This is a genomic window from Streptomyces sp. NPDC059010 (assembly GCF_042740355.1).
In the GTDB taxonomy this organism is placed as follows: domain Bacteria; phylum Actinomycetota; class Actinomycetes; order Streptomycetales; family Streptomycetaceae; genus Streptomyces.
Genome location: NZ_JBHYJA010000066.1, coordinates 1735 through 19507 on the forward strand (window position 1 = coordinate 1735; position 17773 = coordinate 19507).

Here is a 17773-nt window from a genome sequence, read left to right on the forward strand (position 1 = left end):
CTACCACCTCTCTCTCTGTCTGCGCGCCCCTCTGTTGTTGTCTGGGGTCGGGGCCGCCCGCGGGGCCCCCCCCGGCCCCGCGGGGGCCCCCAGCCTCTGCTTCCGGGCGGCGGTACCTGCGCGAGGACGAGCGCATACGGAGCCTGATGCTGGTACTGATCCGAAACTCAATCGGTTCTATTCGAGGATGTAGCGGACGTGTGGGCCGCCGAAGTAGCCGCGGACGATATGCGGCTGACGTTGGCGGCGGTGGAAGAACCTGCGGGTCTCGGCGGCGAGTTGGGCCTGGTCGCGGGCCCGGCTGTGCATGGGCAGACTCCGTTTGAGGTCGGCGTTGACCAGCTCGTCGGGATTCAGCTCCGGCGAGTACGACGGCAGGAAGTGCAGCTCGATCCGGTCCGGATGATCGGCCAGCCAAGCGCGGACCTTGCGGGATCGGTGCGCGGAGTGACCGTCCAGGACGAGGTGCACCTTGTGGTCGAAGTGGCCGACGAGCCGGTCCAGGAAGCGGCACATGACGTCGGCGTCGAAGGTCTCGGTGAACACCCTGAAGTGCATGCGGCCCTTCGTGCTGATCGCGGACATCGCGTTGACCGAGAACCGGTTGCCCGTGCGGTGCACGACCGGTGTGCGGCCCCGCTCACCCCAGGTGCGGCCGGTGACCTGGTCGGAACGGATGCCGACCTGATCGGCGAAGAGCACCTCCCCGCCCTCGGCCTTCGCCTTCGCGCGGATCGCCGGCCAGGTCTCCTCCCGCCAGACGCGGACCGCTTCCGCGTCCTGCTCGACGGCCCGCTTGTCCGGGCGCTGGAACGACAGGCTCTAGCGGCGCAGGTACTTGCCCACCCCCTGCTCGGTCAGCCGCACCCGGTACAGCTTCGCGATCAGGCCCCCCACTCCCGCGCGCGTCCACAGCTGCCCGGCCAGCCCCAGGTCACAGGGGCGGTGATCCAGAACCGCCTGCCGGATCGCTTGTTGCTCGACCGCGTCGAGAACCTGATGTTCGCCGACCCGGCGTCCACGCGGCTGAGCCACGAGCGCCTCGCGCCCGCCGGCCAGCCACTTCGCCCACCAATTGTCCACCGCCTTGAGCGAGACCCGGAACACCGCCGCGACATCCTCACGGTCCCGGCCCACCACCAACGCGGCCACCGCTCGCAGTCGAAGGGCCTCCTGAGCCGACGGCGACAACTGCCTTGCGTCCCCCACCAGTTCACTCACGCAGGGATCAACGACCCAGAACATCTACCGTTTCGGATCAATAAGGGCGACGGCGTCCACCACGCCATGCTCGGCATCGCCCGGCTGCACAATCTCGCCCTCACCGGATAGGCAGCGAGCCGGCCGCACGCTCTACCGCCTCCAATTGTTCAATGAACGCAGAACTCGTTGCCCTCCGGGTCCTGCATCACGGCGAAGAATGAACCCGAGCTATCCGATTCCTCGATGCGCAACCGGGACGCGCCCACGCTCTCCAGCCGCGCCACCTCGGCAAGCACTCGCTCCTTGCGAGTGGCAAACGCGACGCTACGCCCTCCGCTCACACCCAGATCAAGGTGGAGCCGGTTCTTGACGCCCTTTGGCTCGGGTACCTGCTGGAACCAGACCCGCGGGCCGACGCCATCCGGATCGATGACGGAGTCACTGCAGTCGCCTGCGCCCAGCTCCTCCTCTGACAGGCCCTGGTCCAGCCAGTACGCGCGCCAGGTAGCGAACGGTGCAGGCGGCGGCTCGACTTTGTAACCCAGTGCAGCGGCCCAGAATGCCGCGAGCCGCTCGGGCTCAACACAGTCGATGGTCAGCTGGAGTTTGAGTTCAGTGATCACCGGCCAACCTTACTGGCCACATGAGCGCCGCCTCTGCGCCCTGGGAGCAAGGACCGGTGGTGCTGCTGCTGACACCAAGACATGCCGGTGATCGGCGCTGATGAGCTACTGAAAGGAATGCGTAAGGGAATTTCCATGCAAGTTAAATTGTCATTACTCTCTTCCCGCGAGGCCGAATCAAGGACTCATGTCCGACGGTGCGCAACTTCAGGGAATTTCTGCTCGATGGGAACAAGGGAGAGTTATGTCCAAGCTCAAGAACCTCATCGCTCCGATGGTGGCTGTAACCGCGCTGGCCGGAGTCATCGGCATCGGAGCGTCCGCCCCCGCACAGGCGAAGTCTGCGGAGTACAGCGCGGGGATCAGCGCGAGTGGGTATTCGACCGTGCACTTCCAGGGGAAGATCACGGCTGTCAATGACGGGCATATAGAGGTGGAAACGAACGGCAAGGTCGTTAAAGTCGACTGCACCAAAGGGGCGTACTGGGTGAGTCCTCTGAGGGTGGGTGCCTGGGCGGACATCACGGCATCCGAGGGAGATGGAGAGTACATCGCCAAGGTTGTTGTCACCTGGTAAGCCGAAACGCTTCGAGGTGATGAAGTACCGCTGCCCTGTCGGGTCCGAACCCGACAGGGCAGTTTTTTGTCTGGAGAATTCTGCTTTGAAACAGGTGTGAAAGATGAGCCCTGTGGTGAGAGTTCCGCTGCTAATTTCTCCGTTGTCGGATCCAGTGGGACCAGGCTTTGAGGGAGAAAATCATGAACATGCGTAGTCGCATCACCAAGCTGGGCGTTGTCGCTGCCGGGCTGGCGGCCGTCCTGGGAGTGGCGGTGTCCTCGTCGGTGCAGGCGGCGCCAGCAGAGCAGAAGGTCAACGCCGTCAGTGCCGCGATGGCGCAGGACCAGGCCCAGACCGAGGAGTTCACGGGAACGATCTCTGCCTTCAAGGACGATTACCTTGAGCTCGAAACGAACGGTACGGTGATGAAGTTCAGCCTGCTGAAGGGCAGCTACTACTGCGGCGCCATGATAAGGGGTGCCGTGGCGAAGGTTATCGCCTATGAATCCGATGGTGAATGGGTCGCCGAGAGTATTGCCGCCGTTATGCCCCAGTAGCCGGACAGGCCTTGAGTGTATTCCTCCCGTCGCTATTCTGTCGGCGGGAGGAATGTTTCGATTACGCCCCTCTCAGCCGCGGGCGATGACTCTGAGGTCCACGCCGAGGTTGCGGATTCGCCGCTGCTCCTCTGTCGGCAGCGCGCTGTCCACCAGCACGACGTTGAACGCGGTGAGCGGGGCGAGGGCATGCAGTCCCTGTTGAGTGAATTTGGTGTGGTCGACGATCAGGATGCGCCGTGTTGCGGACTCCATCAGAGCCTGCTTGACCTGCACGGTCTCCTGCGATTGGTGATAGCAGCGTGCCCGAGTGATCGCGGTCGTCGACATGAAGAGCACGTCGGCGTGGTAAGCCGCCGCCGCTCTCGCTGTCTCCAGGCCCAGGAAGGCGTCGTAGGCCGGATAGTATGTGCCGCCGAGCGAGAGCAAATTGATACCGGATTCACCGGCCAGACGTTTCATCACGGGGAAGAAATTGGTGATGACGGTGAGCGGGTTGCGCTCGGTGAGTCGTTCGGCCAGCGGCAGACACGTAGTGCTGTCATCGAGGGCAACCGTCTGTCCGGAGATGACAAACTCCAGTGCCGCATTCGTCAGGCGTCGCTTGGTGTCGGCCATCGTGGTCATGCGCTCGCTCACGTCACCGTGAAATGCCGATGAGGTCAGCGATGTCGCACCGCCACGCACCTTGCGGAGCCAGCCCTGTGACTGAAGCACGTCCAGGTCCCGGTGGATCGTCATCAGGCTGACCTCGAACTGTTCGGCCAGAGCGGCGGTCCGCACGACGCCTTCGTCCAACACACGCTGCTGGATCTGCTGCCTGCGGTCGCGCTGCTCGTCAGACCGCGACGTAGCCGCGAAGGTGCTGGGGGGCCGGTCGCCGCTCCCCGTCGGAGAGACGTTCACGAGGTCACTCTTTTCCGGGACGAGTTGACTGCTTGCCGTAGCGCCTGTCGTATGGCAGTCGTTTCATTTTCTAAGGAAATGAAATCTTCATCCATACAGGTCAGAGGTAGTCAGAGGCGCGCCGGGCGCACATCAGAGGCACACCGAAGGCACATCGGAAACTCTGGAATGTCACGGGGCTGTGGGGTTCGATTCTTCTGCGCAGTTGGTTTGCCGCCCGCTACGGCGGCTCGACCGGGCACTCACCAGATGGAATGCCCGCTCCTGTCGAATTCTGCGGGGACTCGCACCCCCCTGGCACCTCAGGAACTCATATGCACATCCAGCCCATCGTGCCCGGCCAATCGGCAGGGCCGCGCGGACAGACGACACGCGGACAGACGACACGCGGAAATCCCACCGGCCCGAAAGACCACCACCGAAGCCTCCGCACCGATCGCATTCACATATTGCGCTGGCCCGAGCAGGCGGTCGAGGTCGAGGCGTACCGCCGCCGCAGGATGCCTCGCCTACTGGTCGTGGCGCCGGGTGCTCGCCCTCCCGCGTCGATCGACCCGCTCGAAGACTGGGTCCGGGCCCCCGTGGACGAGAAGGACATCCAGGCCCGGTGGGAGACCTTGCGGGCCAGATCGGTCCCGCGCGACCCGGTGATCGACTCTCAGGGTGTCCTGCACTACGCCGGGCGGCGCCTGCCGCTTGCTGCGGGTGAGGCCGACCTCGTCCGTGTGTTTCTCGATTCGTACCGGTCGGTGGTGGGCCGGGAGGAACTGGCGGCGCAGATGTGGCCGGACGGGGCGAGCGGCCGACGCAACGCCCTTGACGTGCGCATTCTGCGGACCCGCCGCCGACTGGCGCCGCTGGGACTGGTCATCAAGACCGTGTGGCGCAAGGGGTATCTGCTCGATTCGGACACCAGGGGAGAGATGGCATGAAGAATCGCGACGCTGTGCACGCCGATGCACCGGTCCACCTGGACACGTTGGCCCACTTGGCCCGCCGCAACGCCGAACAGTGGCCGGCGACCACCGCCGTCCGATGGCGTGACGCCGACGGCGTGTGGTGTCGGCGGTCGTACGCCGAAGCCTGGCAGGCGAGCGAGGAGACGGCCCGTGGGTTGATGGCGCTCGGGCTTGAGCCGGGCGACCGCGTCGCGGTGCTGAGCGACCTGCGCCCCGAATGGACCTTTACGCTCATGGGGGCTGCGGCTGCCGGACTGGTGGTGGTCTCGCTCCTGCCGACCACGGTGCCGGAAGAGATCGAGCACGTACTCGGTGACTGCGCCGCGAAGGCGGTGCTGTGCGAGAACACGGCTCAGCTCGCCAAGGTGGAAGCGGTCTGGTCGCGCCTGCCCCACCTGCGGCAGGCCGTGCTGGTCGATCCCCCGGACCTCGCCCCGGACCGGTCGAAGGAGGACGGCGGCGCTCGCACCGCAAGGACGACGACCCTCGCCGGACTGCGTGCGCGGGGGCGAACCGACACTTCACCAGAGGCGTTGCGGAGCCGCTCCGATGCGGTGCGGGCCGAGGATCTGCTGGCGATCATCTACACCTCGGGGACCACCGGACCCAAGAAGGGCTGTGCGCTCACCCACGGCAACTACGTCAGTGTCCTGCGCGCCCATCCTCAGCCCCCGCCCAAGCCGGATGCCGCGGCGGACCACAGCAACGGCACGGTCTTCGTCGTCACGGGACCGCACACCATAGCGATGCTCATGCAGGTTCTGGTGTGGTGGTCCCGCTACACCCTGGTCTATCGCCGCGGCAGCAGCACCGACCTCCTCGCCGACGAGGTGCGCGAGGCGCGGCCGCAGATCCTGCCGCTGGTTCCGCTCGCACTGGAGCAGATCTACGGCGCGGTTCTCGCGTCGCGGCCGCAGGAGGACACCGCCTTGCTCATCGAAGCGGCACGGGCCGGCCTGGAGGTGCGTGAGCGGCGTTCCCGGGGCGAGCGGATCCCTTCCCGACTGGAGAGCTGGTTCGCGACGGCGGACCGGACGCTCTTCGCGGACGTACGCGCACACTTCGGCGGCGCGGTGCGCCGGGTGACGGTGTCCGGTGCTTCCGTGTCGCAGGACATCCTCGGGTTCTTCCTCGGTTGCGGAGTGCCCATCGTCGAGTGTTACGGGATGACGGAGACCGCGGCGGCGGCCACCACCAACTCACCGGACGACTACCGCCTGGGGACCGTCGGCAAGCCCTTGCCCGGTATCGAGGTGGACATCGCACCCGATGGCGAGGTGCTGATCCGCGGAGCCAACGTCTTCCCCGGCTACTGGGGCTGCCATGACGACGATTTCGGTGCGGTGCGCGACGGTTGGCTGCACACCGGAGACCTGGGCTCCGTCGACGACGACGGCTACCTCCGCCTCACGGGCCGCAAGAAGGAGCTGATCCAGCTCTCGCACGGCGTGGCGGTGACGCCCAATCCCCTGGAGCGAGAACTGCGGACCAGTCCTCTGATCTCCAACGCCGTGGCTTACGGCGAGGGCAAGCCGCACCTCGTCGTGCTCCTGACTCTGGACGCGTCCCGGGTACGCGAGTGGGCAGCCGGGAGAGGGTTGCCCACCGACCTGCCCGGCCTGGTGCGGCACCCGAAACTGCTCGGTGAGCTCACCCGGGTGTTGGCGGACGCCAACGCGAAGCTCCAGGAGTACTACCGGGCCCGGAAGTTCACGGTGCTGGAGCGTGATCTGTCCATCGAGGAGGGGGAGTTGACCATCTCCATGAAGGTGGCACGCCCTGTCGTGCACGACCGTTTCCGTGAGCGTTTCGAGGCGCTCTACGAGTGACGCATACCGCTGTACGCCAGAGCGAGGGCGCCGACGCAGTGATGCGTCGGCGCGTTTCGCGCGGTGTGGCGAGCACCGGGGCGGCACGTGCGCGCGGCGGGCGAGGAGATGCAGGCCAGGCGGTCCCTGGCGCGGGCCCGGGTGACGGTGCCCTTACGGCGCTCAGGCGGCCTCTGGGCGTGATTCATTGCGCAGGTCGGCCCACACGACGTGGCTGCCTGCGACGCGGGTGGATCCCCAGGCGGTGGCCAGTGCGTCCACGATGTTCAGGCCGCGGCCCGATGTGCCCATTCCGCCATCGGGGCGCGGCCATATCGGACGCCGGACGGCTCTTCCGCCCTGGCCGTGGTCGCCGACCACGAGGTGGAGGGCGTGGCCGCCGTCATCCAGCAGGACGTGACTCATGGTCAGCCGGACGGGCCCGGCGCCGTGCCGGACCGCGTTGGCCACCAGCTCCGACGCGATGAGCGCGCAGTCGTCCGCCAGCGCCGTGCACCGTGTCTCCCTCACGAAGGACCGCACACGCCGGCGCGCCACGGCGGCCGAGGCGTCGTGGGCGGGCAGGTACCAGGTCGGGGTGGCGTCGACCACGTGCGGGTGGTGGGGCGGTTCGGAGCAGTACATGGCCTGCCTCCTCGGATGACGGGGTTTTGTGTGTTTCAGCCGGAGGCGGGCCCTCCAGGGGTGGTGGACAGGCAGCTGTGCCGGTGGCCGGCCGCGTGCTGTCCTCGGCGGCGGGCGTGGCGTCCGCGCCGGGGGCGGGGAATCGCCGCAGTGCCGTTGCCGGTGGACAGACCTCGGCCGACCAGGCAGCACAGCAGGATGACGGCGATGGGCAGGACCATCGTGGTGCGCCATGCGTCGACGAAGGCGTGCTGGAACACGGTGTCCGCGAGGGCGCGGAAGTGTTCGGCGTCGGCGGGGCTCAGGCCGGTGGGCACCGGAGGGTGGGTGATGCCGTCGCCGGCGGCGTGCGAGAGGGCGTCGGTGAAGGGGCTGCGCAGTGAGCGGGGCAGTTCGGCTGCGGCGGCGTGGGCGTGAGCGCGCAGGTCGGCGGCCAGCTGCACCTGCAGCAGGGATCCGACGGCCACACCGCCGAGGAGGCCGCCTACCTGACGGGCGGTGTTGAGCACTCCGGAGGCACCGGCGGTGACGGAGGGGGCGATGCCGCCCAGTGCGATCTTGGCGACCGGGGCCAGGGTGCATCCGATGCCCGCGTCGGCGAGGACCATGGCGGGCAGCAGCCGCCAGGCGTTCATGCCGGGCTCCGCGCAGGCCACGGTCGAGGCGAGTCCGGCGGCGTAGGCGAGCAGGCCGGTGACCAGCAGCGGTTTGGCACGAGCACCGTTGCTCAACCGGCCCACGACCAGCGCGACGAGTCCGACCGCCAGCGCGGACGGCGCGGTGACCTGCGCGGCGGCGAGCGGTGTGTTGCCCAGGACGGACTGGAGGAAGAACAGCAGCGGCAGCGCGGTGCCGACCACCGCGAAGTGGACGCCGCCGCCCACGACCGTGGCCCGTATGAAGTCCCGCTGTCCGTAGAGGGCGTGCGGCACCAGTGGCTCGCGGTGATTGGTTCGTTGTTGTGCCACCAAGGTGATCAGCAGGACCACTGCGGCGACGAGTGCGGCCAAGGGTGCGGCGGCCCCTGCGGTCGCCGACTGGCGGTACTCCAGCAGGCCGTAGGAGAGAGCCGCCAGGCCGGAGGTCGCCAGCACGGTGCCTGTGAGGTCCCAGCGGTGGTGGAGCCGTGGGCGGTGATCGGGTACGACGAGGGCCGCCCAGACGAGTGCGACGACGCCGACCGGCACATTGAGCAGGAAGATCCATTCCCAGCCCGCCGTGGCGACCAGTACACCGCCGGCGAGGGGTCCGGCCACGGCGGACAGCCCGATCACCCCGCTCCAGACGCCGAATGCCGTGCCACGCCGGTCGGCAGGGAAGAGGACGACGATGAAGGAACTGGTCTGCGGCGTCAGCAGGGCGGCCCCCAGGCCCTGGAGCACACGCAGGGCGATCAACTCACCGGCTGTTTCGGCGGTTCCGCACAGGCCGGAGGCGACGGTGAAGACCAGCAGCCCCGCCAGGTACATGCGCTTGGGGCCGAAGCGGTCGCCGAGCCGGCCGGCCGTGATCAGGAAGGCGGCATAGGCCAGGACGTAGGAGTTCACCACCCACAGTGCCTCCCGCAGCCCGCTGCCGAGGTCGCGGCTCATGACCGGGACGGCGGCGTTGACCATCGTCGTATCCAGGATGATCATGAAGAATCCGGTACAGAGCACGGTCAGGACGAGCCACGGCCGACAGCGCTCCGGATGAGTGCCGGACATCCGATTCACCTCCCTTCCACTGCGGTTGACGGCTTCGGCTAACGGGCGGTGTAGCCGCCGTCCACGACGAGTTCGGCGCCGGTGATGTACGAGGCAGCCGGGGATGCCAGGAAACCCACTGCCGCGGCGACCTCGTCGGGCCGGGCGCAGCGGTGCAGGGGAGTGGCCTCGATGACCCGCTCGATGAACGGCGTCGGTGCCTGCGCGGTCATGGCGGTGTCGACCATGCCGGGGTAGACGGCGTTGACGCGGATGCCGTGGGGGGCCAGCTCGACGGCCGCGGCGGTCGTCATCGTGCGTACGGCTCCCTTTGCCGCGTGGTAGGCGAAGGACGTACCCGAGCCGACGAGTCCGTATATCGAGGCCACGTTGATGATGACGCCGCCGCCCGCGGAGCGCAGGCACGGGGCCGCCGCCTTCATGCCGAGGAACGTGCCGCTCTGGCAGACCGCGACGACGCGGGTCCACTCCTGCTCGCCGACGTTCTCCAGAGGGTTGTGTCCCAGTACCCCGGCGTTGTTGACCAGCACCGTCAGGCGTCCGAACCGGCGGCGGGCCAGGCGTGTCACGCGGTCCCATGCCTCAGGGTCGGTGACGTCCAGCGCGCAGCCCAGCGCGCGGCCGGCCCGTCCGCTGCGATTGAACTCGTCGGCGGCCCGCCGGCAGGCCTCGGCGTCCAGGTCCGTCAGCAGGACCCCCATGCCCCGGTTGAGGAAGTGCCCCGCGATCGCACGACCGATGCCGCCGAGCGCACCCGTGACGACGGCCACCTGATGGCCCGTGTCCGTCATGGCTCGGCTCTCCGGACCGGAAGCCACGCAAGAGCCGCCGCATGGCCCTTGGCATGGGTCAAGGACACTGCCGGGAAGGGAAGTTGAAGGCTTCGCAGGTGGTCCGCCAACACGCCGTGGAACTCCATCGTGGGGGCGGCGCCGGGCCTGCGGCGTACCTCCATCGCATGCCATGTGCCAGGGCCCAGCGGCAGTCCCAGGAGCTGGGCGACCGCCTCCTTCGCGGCCTTGCGCGCGGACAGGTGCTCATGAGCGCGCTGAAGGCCGTAGCTGAAAGCGAGCTCTTCGCGGGTGAGCCAGTCGCTCCAGCGCGGATCGCCGGGAGCGGGGACGTGTGGGGGAGAGGTGAGCGCCAACGCCCGCGTCGGCGAGTTCATCGCAGGTCCTTGTGCGTATCGGTCCGACGCGGCCAGGGCGGGAACGACGCCAGGACGGCGGCGATGAGTTCGGTGACGGTGGGCCAGTCGGTCCACCGTCGTTCCACGGCGGGGGCCGCCGGTAGCGTCACCGGGAGCGGAAGCGGTGTGTCCATCACGCTGTCTCCTTCGCGGCTGCCGAGGGACTCGCGTCGTCCCAGGGCGCGAGGACCAGGGAGGCATAGGTGCCGCCCCAGTTGGCCGCCGTGATCAGGCACGGTGTGCCCGTCGCGGGGGCAGGACCCAGGTAGTCGGTGACCGTCTCGCGAGGGTCGGCGGGCATGGGTGTCTCGGGGCTCCACCCACTGCGCACGGTCTCGGTGGCGCAGACCGCGGACATCAGTGCGGTGGTGCTGTGCACATGTCCGACGTACGGGCTGAGGTTGCTCAGCCGGACCCCGCCGGGCTCCCAGACCTGGGCGACCGCGCGGACCTCGGCGATGTCGATGGCCGCGGTGCCGCGTGCATCGCCGTAGACGGTGCCGATGTCGCCCGCCGTCATCCCGGCGTCGTCCAGGGCACGGCGGAAGCTCTCGGCCCAGGCCTGCCCGGAGGGGTCGTTGCCGGCGACGCGGTAGGCGTCCGAAGTGACCGCATGGCCCTTGATCTCGGCCAGGATCGGGGCCCCGCGGCGCAGGGCGTGATCGAGTGACTCCACCACCAGCGCGGTGCTGCCCGCACCCAGGACCGTGCCGCCCGACGTCGCGTCGTAGGGGCGGATGGTGTCGTCGGAGAGCAGGCCCAGGCGGTCGAAACCGCAGTGCAGCAGGGGCGTCAACTCATCCGCGCTGACCGCGAGCATGACATCGGCCTCGCCACGCCGCACCAGGTCCGCGGCGTACGCCAGACCGGTGAGCCCTGAGGCGCCTCCGGTGGCCAGCGTGGACAGCGGGCCGCGGATCTGCAGCGCGAGGCAGGCGTGGCCGGCCGCGGCGTTCATCACCGAGTTGGGGAACAGCCGCGGGTTGACCCGATGGGGCCCCAGGGTTCCGATGGTCTCGCTGAGCTGCGCCACGGTCTGCATCGGCCCGCTGAAGGTGCCGAAGATCATGCCCACGCGTTCCGAGTTGGCCCGGGTGATGCGCAGGCCGGCGTCGCGCAGCGCGATACGGCTGGCGGCGAGGGTGAGCAGTCCGATCTGGTCGAGCCGGCGTGCATAGGCGGGGTCGACGTGGCGGCGGCAGTCGGCGCCGTCGATCTCTGCCGCCTGCCGGGTCCGGGACAGGGAGAGGTCGGCCAGCCGGGCCGGGCCGATCGCGGTGGTCCGCGCTCTGAGCGCGTCCACCAGTTCCTGCCGCCCGCTCCCGAGCGCCGTGACGGGCCCGGCGCCGGTGATGACCACGCGGTGGTCGGGCACGGCGGCCGGCGGGATCGGGTGGCGGCCCAGTATCAGCGAGCAGTTGTTGCCGCCGAATGCGAAGGAGTTGGAGACGATGACGTCGAGGGCCTGCGGCCGGGCCCGGTTGGCCACGATGTCCCGCGGGGTACCGGCCGACTCGTCGACGTTGATGGTCGGCGGGATCATGCCGTCCCGCAGCGCCAGCACACAGACGGCCGCCTCCATGGCCCCGGCCGCCCCCAGCATGTGACCCACCTGGGACTTCGTGCTGCTCATCGGGGTGGAGGGGGAGTCGGCGAAGAGGTCGGCCACCGCCTTGGTCTCGGCCTTGTCGTTGGTGGGCGTACCCGTCCCGTGGCCGTTGACGTAGTCGACCCGGTCGGGGGTGAGCGACGCCTGCGCGAGCCCGCGGCGCATCGCCCTTGAGGCGCCGCTGCCCGCCGGGTCGGGAGCGGTGGCATGGTAGGCGTCGCTGGTCAGCGCGTACCCGAGGACGTAGCCGAGGACCGGAGCCTGACGGCGGCGGGCCACGGACTCCGCTTCGAGAACCAGGAATGCCGCTCCTTCACCGAGGTTGAGACCGGTGCTGCGCGAATAGGGGGCACAGGGCTCGGAGTCGAGGGCGTTGAGGCTGTCGAATCCGGCGAGCGAGAGGATGTCGAGCACATCCACTCCGCCGGCGATCATGACGTCGGCCCGTCCCTCGCGGATGGCGTCCACCGCGTATCCGATGGAGTTGGACCCGGCCGCGCAGGCGTTGGAGATCACCACTTTGGGCCCTCGGAGCTGGAAGGCCACGCTGATCGCGTCCGCCGAGGTGTACAGCGGATAGCTCGTCAGCAGACCGCGCCGGCCGGCCGTGGGGCCCCCGCTCAGTACGTCCCAGTGGAAGCGTTCGCCCTGGTCCAGGCCCCCGACCGAGGTGCCCACGGCCAACCCCAGCCGGTAGGGGTCGTACTCGGCCAGCGGCAGCCGCGCGCTGTCGACGGCCTCTTCCACCGCGGCCAGGGCCAGCCGGGTCGCCCGGTCCGGATGGCTCCCCGTCCGCCGCACGGTGCCGGGCAGGGAGCCGACCTCGCCGGAGTACTTGCAGCTGAGTGTGGAGACGTCGAGTCGCCGGGTCCTGTCGATTCCGCTGGCGCCCTCGCACACGGCACGCCATACCTGCTGCACGCCGTTGCCCAGAGCGCAGCTGATGCCGATTCCGGTGACGGTGACGCTCTCTTCCCGCCGCTTGCTGGGACTCATGGTGTTCTCCTCAGTCGAGGGCTACGTCGAGGCTGGTGGCCGTCAGGAAGGGGGCGGAGATCGTGCGTACGACCGTGCCCGTGCCGGCGAGCTGGAAGTCCTGGCCGGACGCCGCCACACCGTGTTCGACGACGGCGGTGCCGATGAACCGGGACAGGGACGGGGACCAGACGCAGTGCGTCACCGATCCCACCTCGGCGTCGCTGACCGCCATGACGGCCCCGTGGGCCGGCGCGCTCTCCAAGGAGGCGTCGGCGACCCAGCACACCGGGGACCGGTGCTCCTGCTGCCGGCGCTCTTCGAGGGCATCCCGGCCGACGAAGTCCTGGCGCGCGTCGAGCATCCACTGCAGACCCACGTCGAAGGGGGTGACCGGTCCGCCGGCGTGCTCGTGCTCCAGGCTGGCGAAACGGACTTCCATCCGGCAGATGTCGAGCGCGTCCTTGCCGCATTCGACGGCTCCGGCCGCCAGGAGCTCCGCGCGCAGCCGGTCCGCGGCACCGGACGGGACGATGAACTTGTAGCCGTACTCGCCGGTGAGGCCGGTGCGCGACAGCGTCATCGTGCCACCGCCCCATTCGACGGCGGCACAACTGCGGTAGGCGAGGGAGGCGATGGGGAAGTCGAGGTACTTCTGAGCGATCCTGAAGGAGGACGGGCCTTCCACCGCGAGCACCGTGTGCCGGGCGCTGATGTCCTCCGCGGTGACGTCGGGGAATCCGCCGGCTGCCGCGAGCAGATGCGGTACGGCCTCGGAGGCCTGGGCCGGCCAGATCTCCACGAGGTAGTCGGCGCCGCGGCAGTGGATGAGCGTCTCGGCGACGATGCTGCCGTCCTCACGCAACAGCAGGGAAGAGGTGCTCTGTCCTTCGAGGAGGAAGTCGACACTGCGCGTGCCGACCCGGCCGAGGTAGGCGGTGGCGTCGGGCCCTGTCACTCGGAGCAGGCCCGCGCCGTCGTAGTGGATCAGGCCGACGTCATGGCGCAGGGCCGCGTACTCCTCGTCGGTGGTGGTGCAGCTGGACTTCATCGTTCCTCCGTAGGGGGTTCAGCGCGATGCGGTGGGCAGGGACGTGCGGGGGCGCGGGGGCGCGGGGGCGGTCAGGGGCAGGGCGGTGGGGTGTGGCGGCTGCCGGTTCTACGACCGGTCGAGTTCGGTGACGGCGAGACGGGCCGTCATGACCGGCTCGCTGCCGACCGATGCCTGGCCGGTGACCGAGATCAGTCCGCCCAGCCGAGGGCCGCTCTGGGCGCGGAAGACGACCTGGTCCCCGGGGAGGACGGGTTTGAGGAACTTGGCCTGGCGGATCTCGGCCAGATAGCCGACGCGGTCGGCGACATCCGCCACCAGCTCACCGGTGGCCGACTGCGCCGCGGCACTCCCGTAGATGACCGCGGCGAGCTGCGCGACGCATTCGACGAGCAGGACGCCGGGGTAGAGCATCCGGCCGGGGAAGTGACCGGCCAGGACGCCGTCGGAAGCGGTGACGTTCTTGATGGCCTCCGCGCTGGTGCCGGGTTCGAGCGCCGTGACACGGTCCAGCAGGAAGAACGGGTGACGGTGTGGCAGCAGTCGGGCGATGTCGTCGGCGCTCAGCACCGCACGCGCCGTCGAGGGCGGCAGTCCCTTCATGCTCCGGCACCTTCGATGTGGTCGACCAGCCGGTTCAGCGACAGCAGGCTGTGGGTGTCGTCGTCGGTGACCGTGACCCCGAAGGTGTCCTCCACGGCCATCGCCAGCTCCAGGGTGTCAATGGAGTCGAGCTCCAGGCCGCGGCCGAACAACGGCTGGTCGTCCCCGATGGAGCCGGGGTCGACGTCCAGCGAGAGGCGGTCGACCAGCAGGTTCTTGACCTGCGAGCAGAGCTCCTGTCGTGCCGTCGCCCGACGGGTCGCCTCGTCGAGTGTCATCACCATGGTGGTTCTCCTGTCAGTGTCGGGATGGTGCGTGGGTTTTCGGGGTCAGCAGATGAGGCCGCCGTCGACGACGACCGAGGTGCCGGTGACGTAGGCCGCGGCGTCGCCGAGCAGGAACCGCACGACGGAGGCGACCTCTTCGGGCTGCCCGATGCGGCCCAGCGGCACATGCCGCAGGTTCTCCGCCAAGCGGTCGGCGGGCATCTGACGGGTCATCGAGGTGTCGACGAAGCCGGGGACCACGCAGTTCACGCGGACCCCGTAGGCGCCCAGTTCCTTGGCGAGCACCTTCGTGAGCGCCACCCCGCCCGCCTTCGCGGCCGCGTAGTTGGCCTGGCCGGCCGGGGGACTGAGCGCACTGGTCGAGCTCACGGTGACGATCGCGCCGGTGCGTCGACGGACCATGAGCCGGGCGGCGGCACGGGTGCACAGGAACGCACCGGTGAGGTTGGTGTCGATGACCCTGCGCCAATTGGCCTCGCCCATCATGAGCGCGTAGCCGTCGTGGGTGATGCCCGCGTTGTTGACGAAGGCGTCGAGCCGCCCGTGGTCATCCCTGACCGTCCGGAACATGCGCTCCACATCGGCCGCGTCGGCGATGTCCGCCTGGATCAGCTGGGCATCGGCACGGATCTCCCGCACTCGGTCCAGGGCTGTCCTGGCCTGCTCCGGCTTGCCGCGGTGATTCATCAGCACGGTGGCACCGCCGCGAGCCAGTTCCTGCGCCACTGCCAGGCCGATGCCCTTGGTGGCGCCGGTGACCAGGGCGATGCGCCCTTGAAGATCGCTCACGTCATCCTCCCTTGGTCGAGGTCGGTCGGGTGACCGGATGCATCACGTCATGCGTGCCGGGGCGGGCGGGAGGCGGGCACTGACGCAGCGCCTCCCAGGTCGTCAGGTGCCTGGCCGTACGGGCCATCTCCCTGCCCAGACCGCCCAGCACCCGGCCGGGGCCCGCCTCGACGTACGTGTCGGCGCCCAGCGCGGCAAGGGCGGGCACGGTGTCGCTCCACCGCACCGGCGAGATCACCTGGGACAACAGGTCGGTGCGGTAGGCCGCGATGTCGGTGACGTGGCTGCCGGTCGTGCTGGAGACGAACGGGATGCGCGGGGCGCCGAGCGGGGCGGCGGACAGGGGCCCGCGCAGACTGTCGTTGGCCTCGTTCATCAGCGGCGAGTGGTAGGCGCCGCCGACGGTCAGCCTCCGGGCGCGCAACGCCCCGGCGCCGATCGCGGCGTCGACGACCTGCTCGATCGCGTTCACGGTGCCGGCCACCACCAGCTGGCGCGGAGAGTTCCAGTTGGCGACGACCGCGACTTCGCCGTCGGCGCAGGCCCGCCGGCACAGGGCCTGCACCGTCGGCGCCGGGAGACCGACGACGGCCGCCATGCCGCCTCGCCGGGCACGGGCCGCCTGTGCCATCGCCTTGCCCCGGCAGGAGACCAGGGACAGTGCGGTGTCCTGGTCGAGGCTGCCGCAGGCCACCAGCGCGGTGTACTCGCCCAGGCTGTGGCCGGCCACCGCGCACGGCCGCAGGCCCGCCTCCCGGAGCCGTTTCAGTGCGGCCAGCGACCAGACCAGAACGAGCACTTGGGCGATCTCCGGATCGGCGAGAGTCGCGGCGTCGGCGCGCGTCATCAGCTCGGTCACCGGCAGGCCCGTGATCTCCTCGGCACGGCGGGCGAGCGTGCGGGCATGCGGGCCCAGTCGGTGCAACTCGTGCCCCATGCCGGGGAATTGGCTGCCCTGCCCGGGGAAGACGAAGGCCGTCGTCGTGGTCATGACGGCGCCCCCGGGGTGCGCGCCGCCGCCCAGGAGAGCACCAGACCGTCCTCGATCCGGACGGAGGAGCCGACGACCTCCACCTGCTCGGCCTCGGCCCAGCGGGCGAGCGGGCCGCTCAGCCGCACCGGCCACGGTTCCCGGTCCCCTTCGTCGTACGGGATCCCCACGGAGATGTCCGCCAGCCGGGCGGTGGGGGGAAGCCCGCCCACCGCTTTGACGACGCTCTCCTTCACACCGAAGAGATGGCCGAGCACCTCGGCGAACGAGCGGTCGTCCGTCGCCCGCTCCTGCGCGGTCCGGCGTTCGTGTGCGGTGAAGTACCGCTGCGCCAGCGCGTCTCCGCAGCGCTGCACGGCACGCTGCCAGCGGCACAGGTCCACCAGGTCCACACCGGCCGTATGAATGTGCGCCGGAATGTGCCCGACGGCATGGGGAATCTGCATGGTCTGCTCTCCGCCTCTTCACCGAGAAGGCGAGTAAAAGAGAATGGTGAATGGGGTGGAATCCGTTCGGCTCGGTAATATCGCCCTCACGTTTCCGGGAAATCCCCTTCGGATGGCATGAACCTAAAGGTGCGTCCGTGTCGCGTCAACATCCGAGTAAGATGCATGTCAGGCCGCGCGGCGCACCTGAAATACTTCGCGGGCAGCGCGAAAGATCTGTAAGGACCGGGAAACATTCGGCGTCCCGGATTGACTCGTCCTCGGTCAATTCCTAGTGTTCCCGGAACATCGGCAGTCGACGTGGTGCACGAAATGCGCCGGACTTCCTGCCGGTAAATCCCTCAGATCATCGCGAGAGGATCAACGCACCATGCCGCGTTTCGTGCAGTCCGCGACAAACATCATGCGCGACGTAAGCGTAGTGGCCACGGCCCGTGTCCGCTGGGGGGAGTGCGATGTACAGGGGCACGCCTACTACGCCAGCTACATTCCCTGGTTCGACCTCGGGCGGGAGAAATTCGCGCTCGACGTGGGCGCCGACTACCGGAAGTACCAGATCGCCACCACCGATCTCCAGGTCCGCTTCCACGGCGCCGCCAAGTACCTGGACGACCTGGTGATCCGGACCTGGGCAGCTGCTCCGGGAACACTCACCTACTACTACGAGATCTACCGGAAGAACGGCGGCCAGTTCATTGCCGAGGCCCGTACGGTCCATGCGTTCGTCGATGTCGAGCGTGGTGTCCTGACCAAAATCCCGGACGACATGCACCAGGCCTTCGTGCAGTTTCTCGAAGAGCGTCGAAAAAGCGCGTGAACATCTGTGGAGAACGGGCCGGACACTGTCTCCGGCCGACTCGAACATCT

The 17773-nt window shown here is 68.9% G+C and carries 19 protein-coding genes and 1 pseudogene; 5 read left to right on the plus strand and 15 right to left on the minus strand.

Features of this window, described 5'->3' with window-relative positions; all coding sequences use genetic code 11:
• Positions 1-177 precede the first annotated feature (177 nt).
• A pseudogene (locus tag ACFWYS_RS42765) lies at positions 178-1245 on the minus strand (IS630 family transposase).
• Between the two features lie 125 nt (positions 1246-1370).
• On the minus strand, positions 1371-1823 hold the full coding sequence (locus tag ACFWYS_RS42770; RefSeq protein ID WP_384781828.1) for a VOC family protein: 453 nt from the start codon (positions 1821-1823) through the stop codon (positions 1371-1373).
• A 247-nt stretch (positions 1824-2070) separates the two neighbouring features.
• Here ACFWYS_RS42770 and ACFWYS_RS42775 point away from each other — a divergent pair, with 247 nt between their 5' ends.
• Positions 2071-2403, plus strand: coding sequence for a hypothetical protein (locus ACFWYS_RS42775; RefSeq protein WP_384781749.1), 333 nt, complete (start codon positions 2071-2073; stop codon positions 2401-2403).
• 182 nt (positions 2404-2585) lie between these two features.
• On the plus strand, positions 2586-2942 hold the full coding sequence (locus tag ACFWYS_RS42780) for a hypothetical protein (protein ID WP_384781751.1): 357 nt from the start codon (positions 2586-2588) through the stop codon (positions 2940-2942).
• 72 nt (positions 2943-3014) lie between these two features.
• Here ACFWYS_RS42780 and ACFWYS_RS42785 read toward each other — a convergent pair whose 3' ends face one another.
• Positions 3015-3848: a DeoR/GlpR family DNA-binding transcription regulator gene (locus ACFWYS_RS42785; protein ID WP_384781753.1), complete on the minus strand. Its 834-nt coding sequence runs from the start codon at positions 3846-3848 to the stop codon at positions 3015-3017.
• Between the two features lie 449 nt (positions 3849-4297).
• Between ACFWYS_RS42785 and ACFWYS_RS42790 the strand changes: the two genes are divergently transcribed.
• Together ACFWYS_RS42790 and ACFWYS_RS42795 are read left to right on the plus strand one after the other, a co-directional pair.
• Positions 4298-4780: a winged helix-turn-helix domain-containing protein gene (locus ACFWYS_RS42790; protein WP_384781755.1), complete on the plus strand. Its 483-nt coding sequence runs from the start codon at positions 4298-4300 to the stop codon at positions 4778-4780.
• The gene (locus tag ACFWYS_RS42795; protein ID WP_384781757.1) at positions 4777-6636 is read left to right on the plus strand and encodes an AMP-dependent synthetase/ligase; all 1860 of its coding nucleotides are present in this window, start codon (positions 4777-4779) and stop codon (positions 6634-6636) included. Before ACFWYS_RS42790 ends, ACFWYS_RS42795 begins: the two co-directional genes overlap by 4 nt.
• Before the next feature lie 162 nt (positions 6637-6798).
• Here the strand turns inward: ACFWYS_RS42795 and ACFWYS_RS42800 are convergent, their stop codons facing one another.
• The 12 genes from ACFWYS_RS42800 to ACFWYS_RS42855 all read right to left on the minus strand — a co-directional run bounded on the left by ACFWYS_RS42800 (position 6799) and on the right by ACFWYS_RS42855 (position 16906).
• A complete protein-coding gene (locus ACFWYS_RS42800; RefSeq protein ID WP_384781759.1) occupies positions 6799-7260 on the minus strand; it encodes an ATP-binding protein in 462 nt (153 codons plus the stop codon).
• A gap of 35 nt (positions 7261-7295) precedes the next feature.
• Entirely contained in the window at positions 7296-8966 is a 1671-nt protein-coding gene (locus tag ACFWYS_RS42805) for a DHA2 family efflux MFS transporter permease subunit (RefSeq protein WP_384781761.1), read from the minus strand.
• Positions 8967-9004: 38 nt separating this feature from the next.
• The gene (locus tag ACFWYS_RS42810) at positions 9005-9757 is read right to left on the minus strand and encodes an SDR family NAD(P)-dependent oxidoreductase (RefSeq protein WP_384781763.1); all 753 of its coding nucleotides are present in this window, start codon (positions 9755-9757) and stop codon (positions 9005-9007) included.
• A complete protein-coding gene (locus tag ACFWYS_RS42815) occupies positions 9754-10134 on the minus strand; it encodes a holo-ACP synthase (protein ID WP_384781765.1) in 381 nt (126 codons plus the stop codon). The genes ACFWYS_RS42810 and ACFWYS_RS42815 overlap by 4 nt, the downstream gene beginning before the upstream one ends.
• Complete coding sequence (locus tag ACFWYS_RS42820) at positions 10131-10289, minus strand: hypothetical protein (RefSeq protein WP_384781767.1); 159 nt, start codon at positions 10287-10289, stop codon at positions 10131-10133. The genes ACFWYS_RS42815 and ACFWYS_RS42820 overlap by 4 nt, the downstream gene beginning before the upstream one ends.
• A complete protein-coding gene (locus ACFWYS_RS42825; protein ID WP_384781769.1) occupies positions 10289-12760 on the minus strand; it encodes a beta-ketoacyl-[acyl-carrier-protein] synthase family protein in 2472 nt (823 codons plus the stop codon). Before ACFWYS_RS42825 ends, ACFWYS_RS42820 begins: the two co-directional genes overlap by 1 nt.
• A gap of 10 nt (positions 12761-12770) precedes the next feature.
• Positions 12771-13790, minus strand: a complete 1020-nt coding sequence (locus tag ACFWYS_RS42830) for a glycine cleavage T C-terminal barrel domain-containing protein (protein WP_384781771.1) — start codon at positions 13788-13790, stop codon at positions 12771-12773.
• Between the two features lie 108 nt (positions 13791-13898).
• Complete coding sequence (fabZ, locus tag ACFWYS_RS42835) at positions 13899-14393, minus strand: 3-hydroxyacyl-ACP dehydratase FabZ (RefSeq protein WP_384781773.1); 495 nt, start codon at positions 14391-14393, stop codon at positions 13899-13901.
• Positions 14390-14677, minus strand: coding sequence for an acyl carrier protein (locus tag ACFWYS_RS42840; protein ID WP_384781775.1), 288 nt, complete (start codon positions 14675-14677; stop codon positions 14390-14392). Before ACFWYS_RS42840 ends, fabZ begins: the two co-directional genes overlap by 4 nt.
• Before the next feature lie 45 nt (positions 14678-14722).
• On the minus strand, positions 14723-15469 hold the full coding sequence (locus ACFWYS_RS42845) for a 3-oxoacyl-ACP reductase family protein (RefSeq protein WP_384781777.1): 747 nt from the start codon (positions 15467-15469) through the stop codon (positions 14723-14725).
• A 1-nt stretch (position 15470) separates the two neighbouring features.
• Entirely contained in the window at positions 15471-16460 is a 990-nt protein-coding gene (locus ACFWYS_RS42850; protein ID WP_384781779.1) for an ACP S-malonyltransferase, read from the minus strand.
• Positions 16457-16906, minus strand: coding sequence for a holo-ACP synthase (locus tag ACFWYS_RS42855; protein ID WP_384781780.1), 450 nt, complete (start codon positions 16904-16906; stop codon positions 16457-16459). The genes ACFWYS_RS42850 and ACFWYS_RS42855 overlap by 4 nt, the downstream gene beginning before the upstream one ends.
• A 370-nt stretch (positions 16907-17276) precedes the next feature.
• Here ACFWYS_RS42855 and ACFWYS_RS42860 point away from each other — a divergent pair, with 370 nt between their 5' ends.
• On the plus strand, positions 17277-17723 hold the full coding sequence (locus ACFWYS_RS42860) for an acyl-CoA thioesterase (RefSeq protein ID WP_384781782.1): 447 nt from the start codon (positions 17277-17279) through the stop codon (positions 17721-17723).
• The last annotated feature ends 50 nt before the right edge of the window (positions 17724-17773 follow it).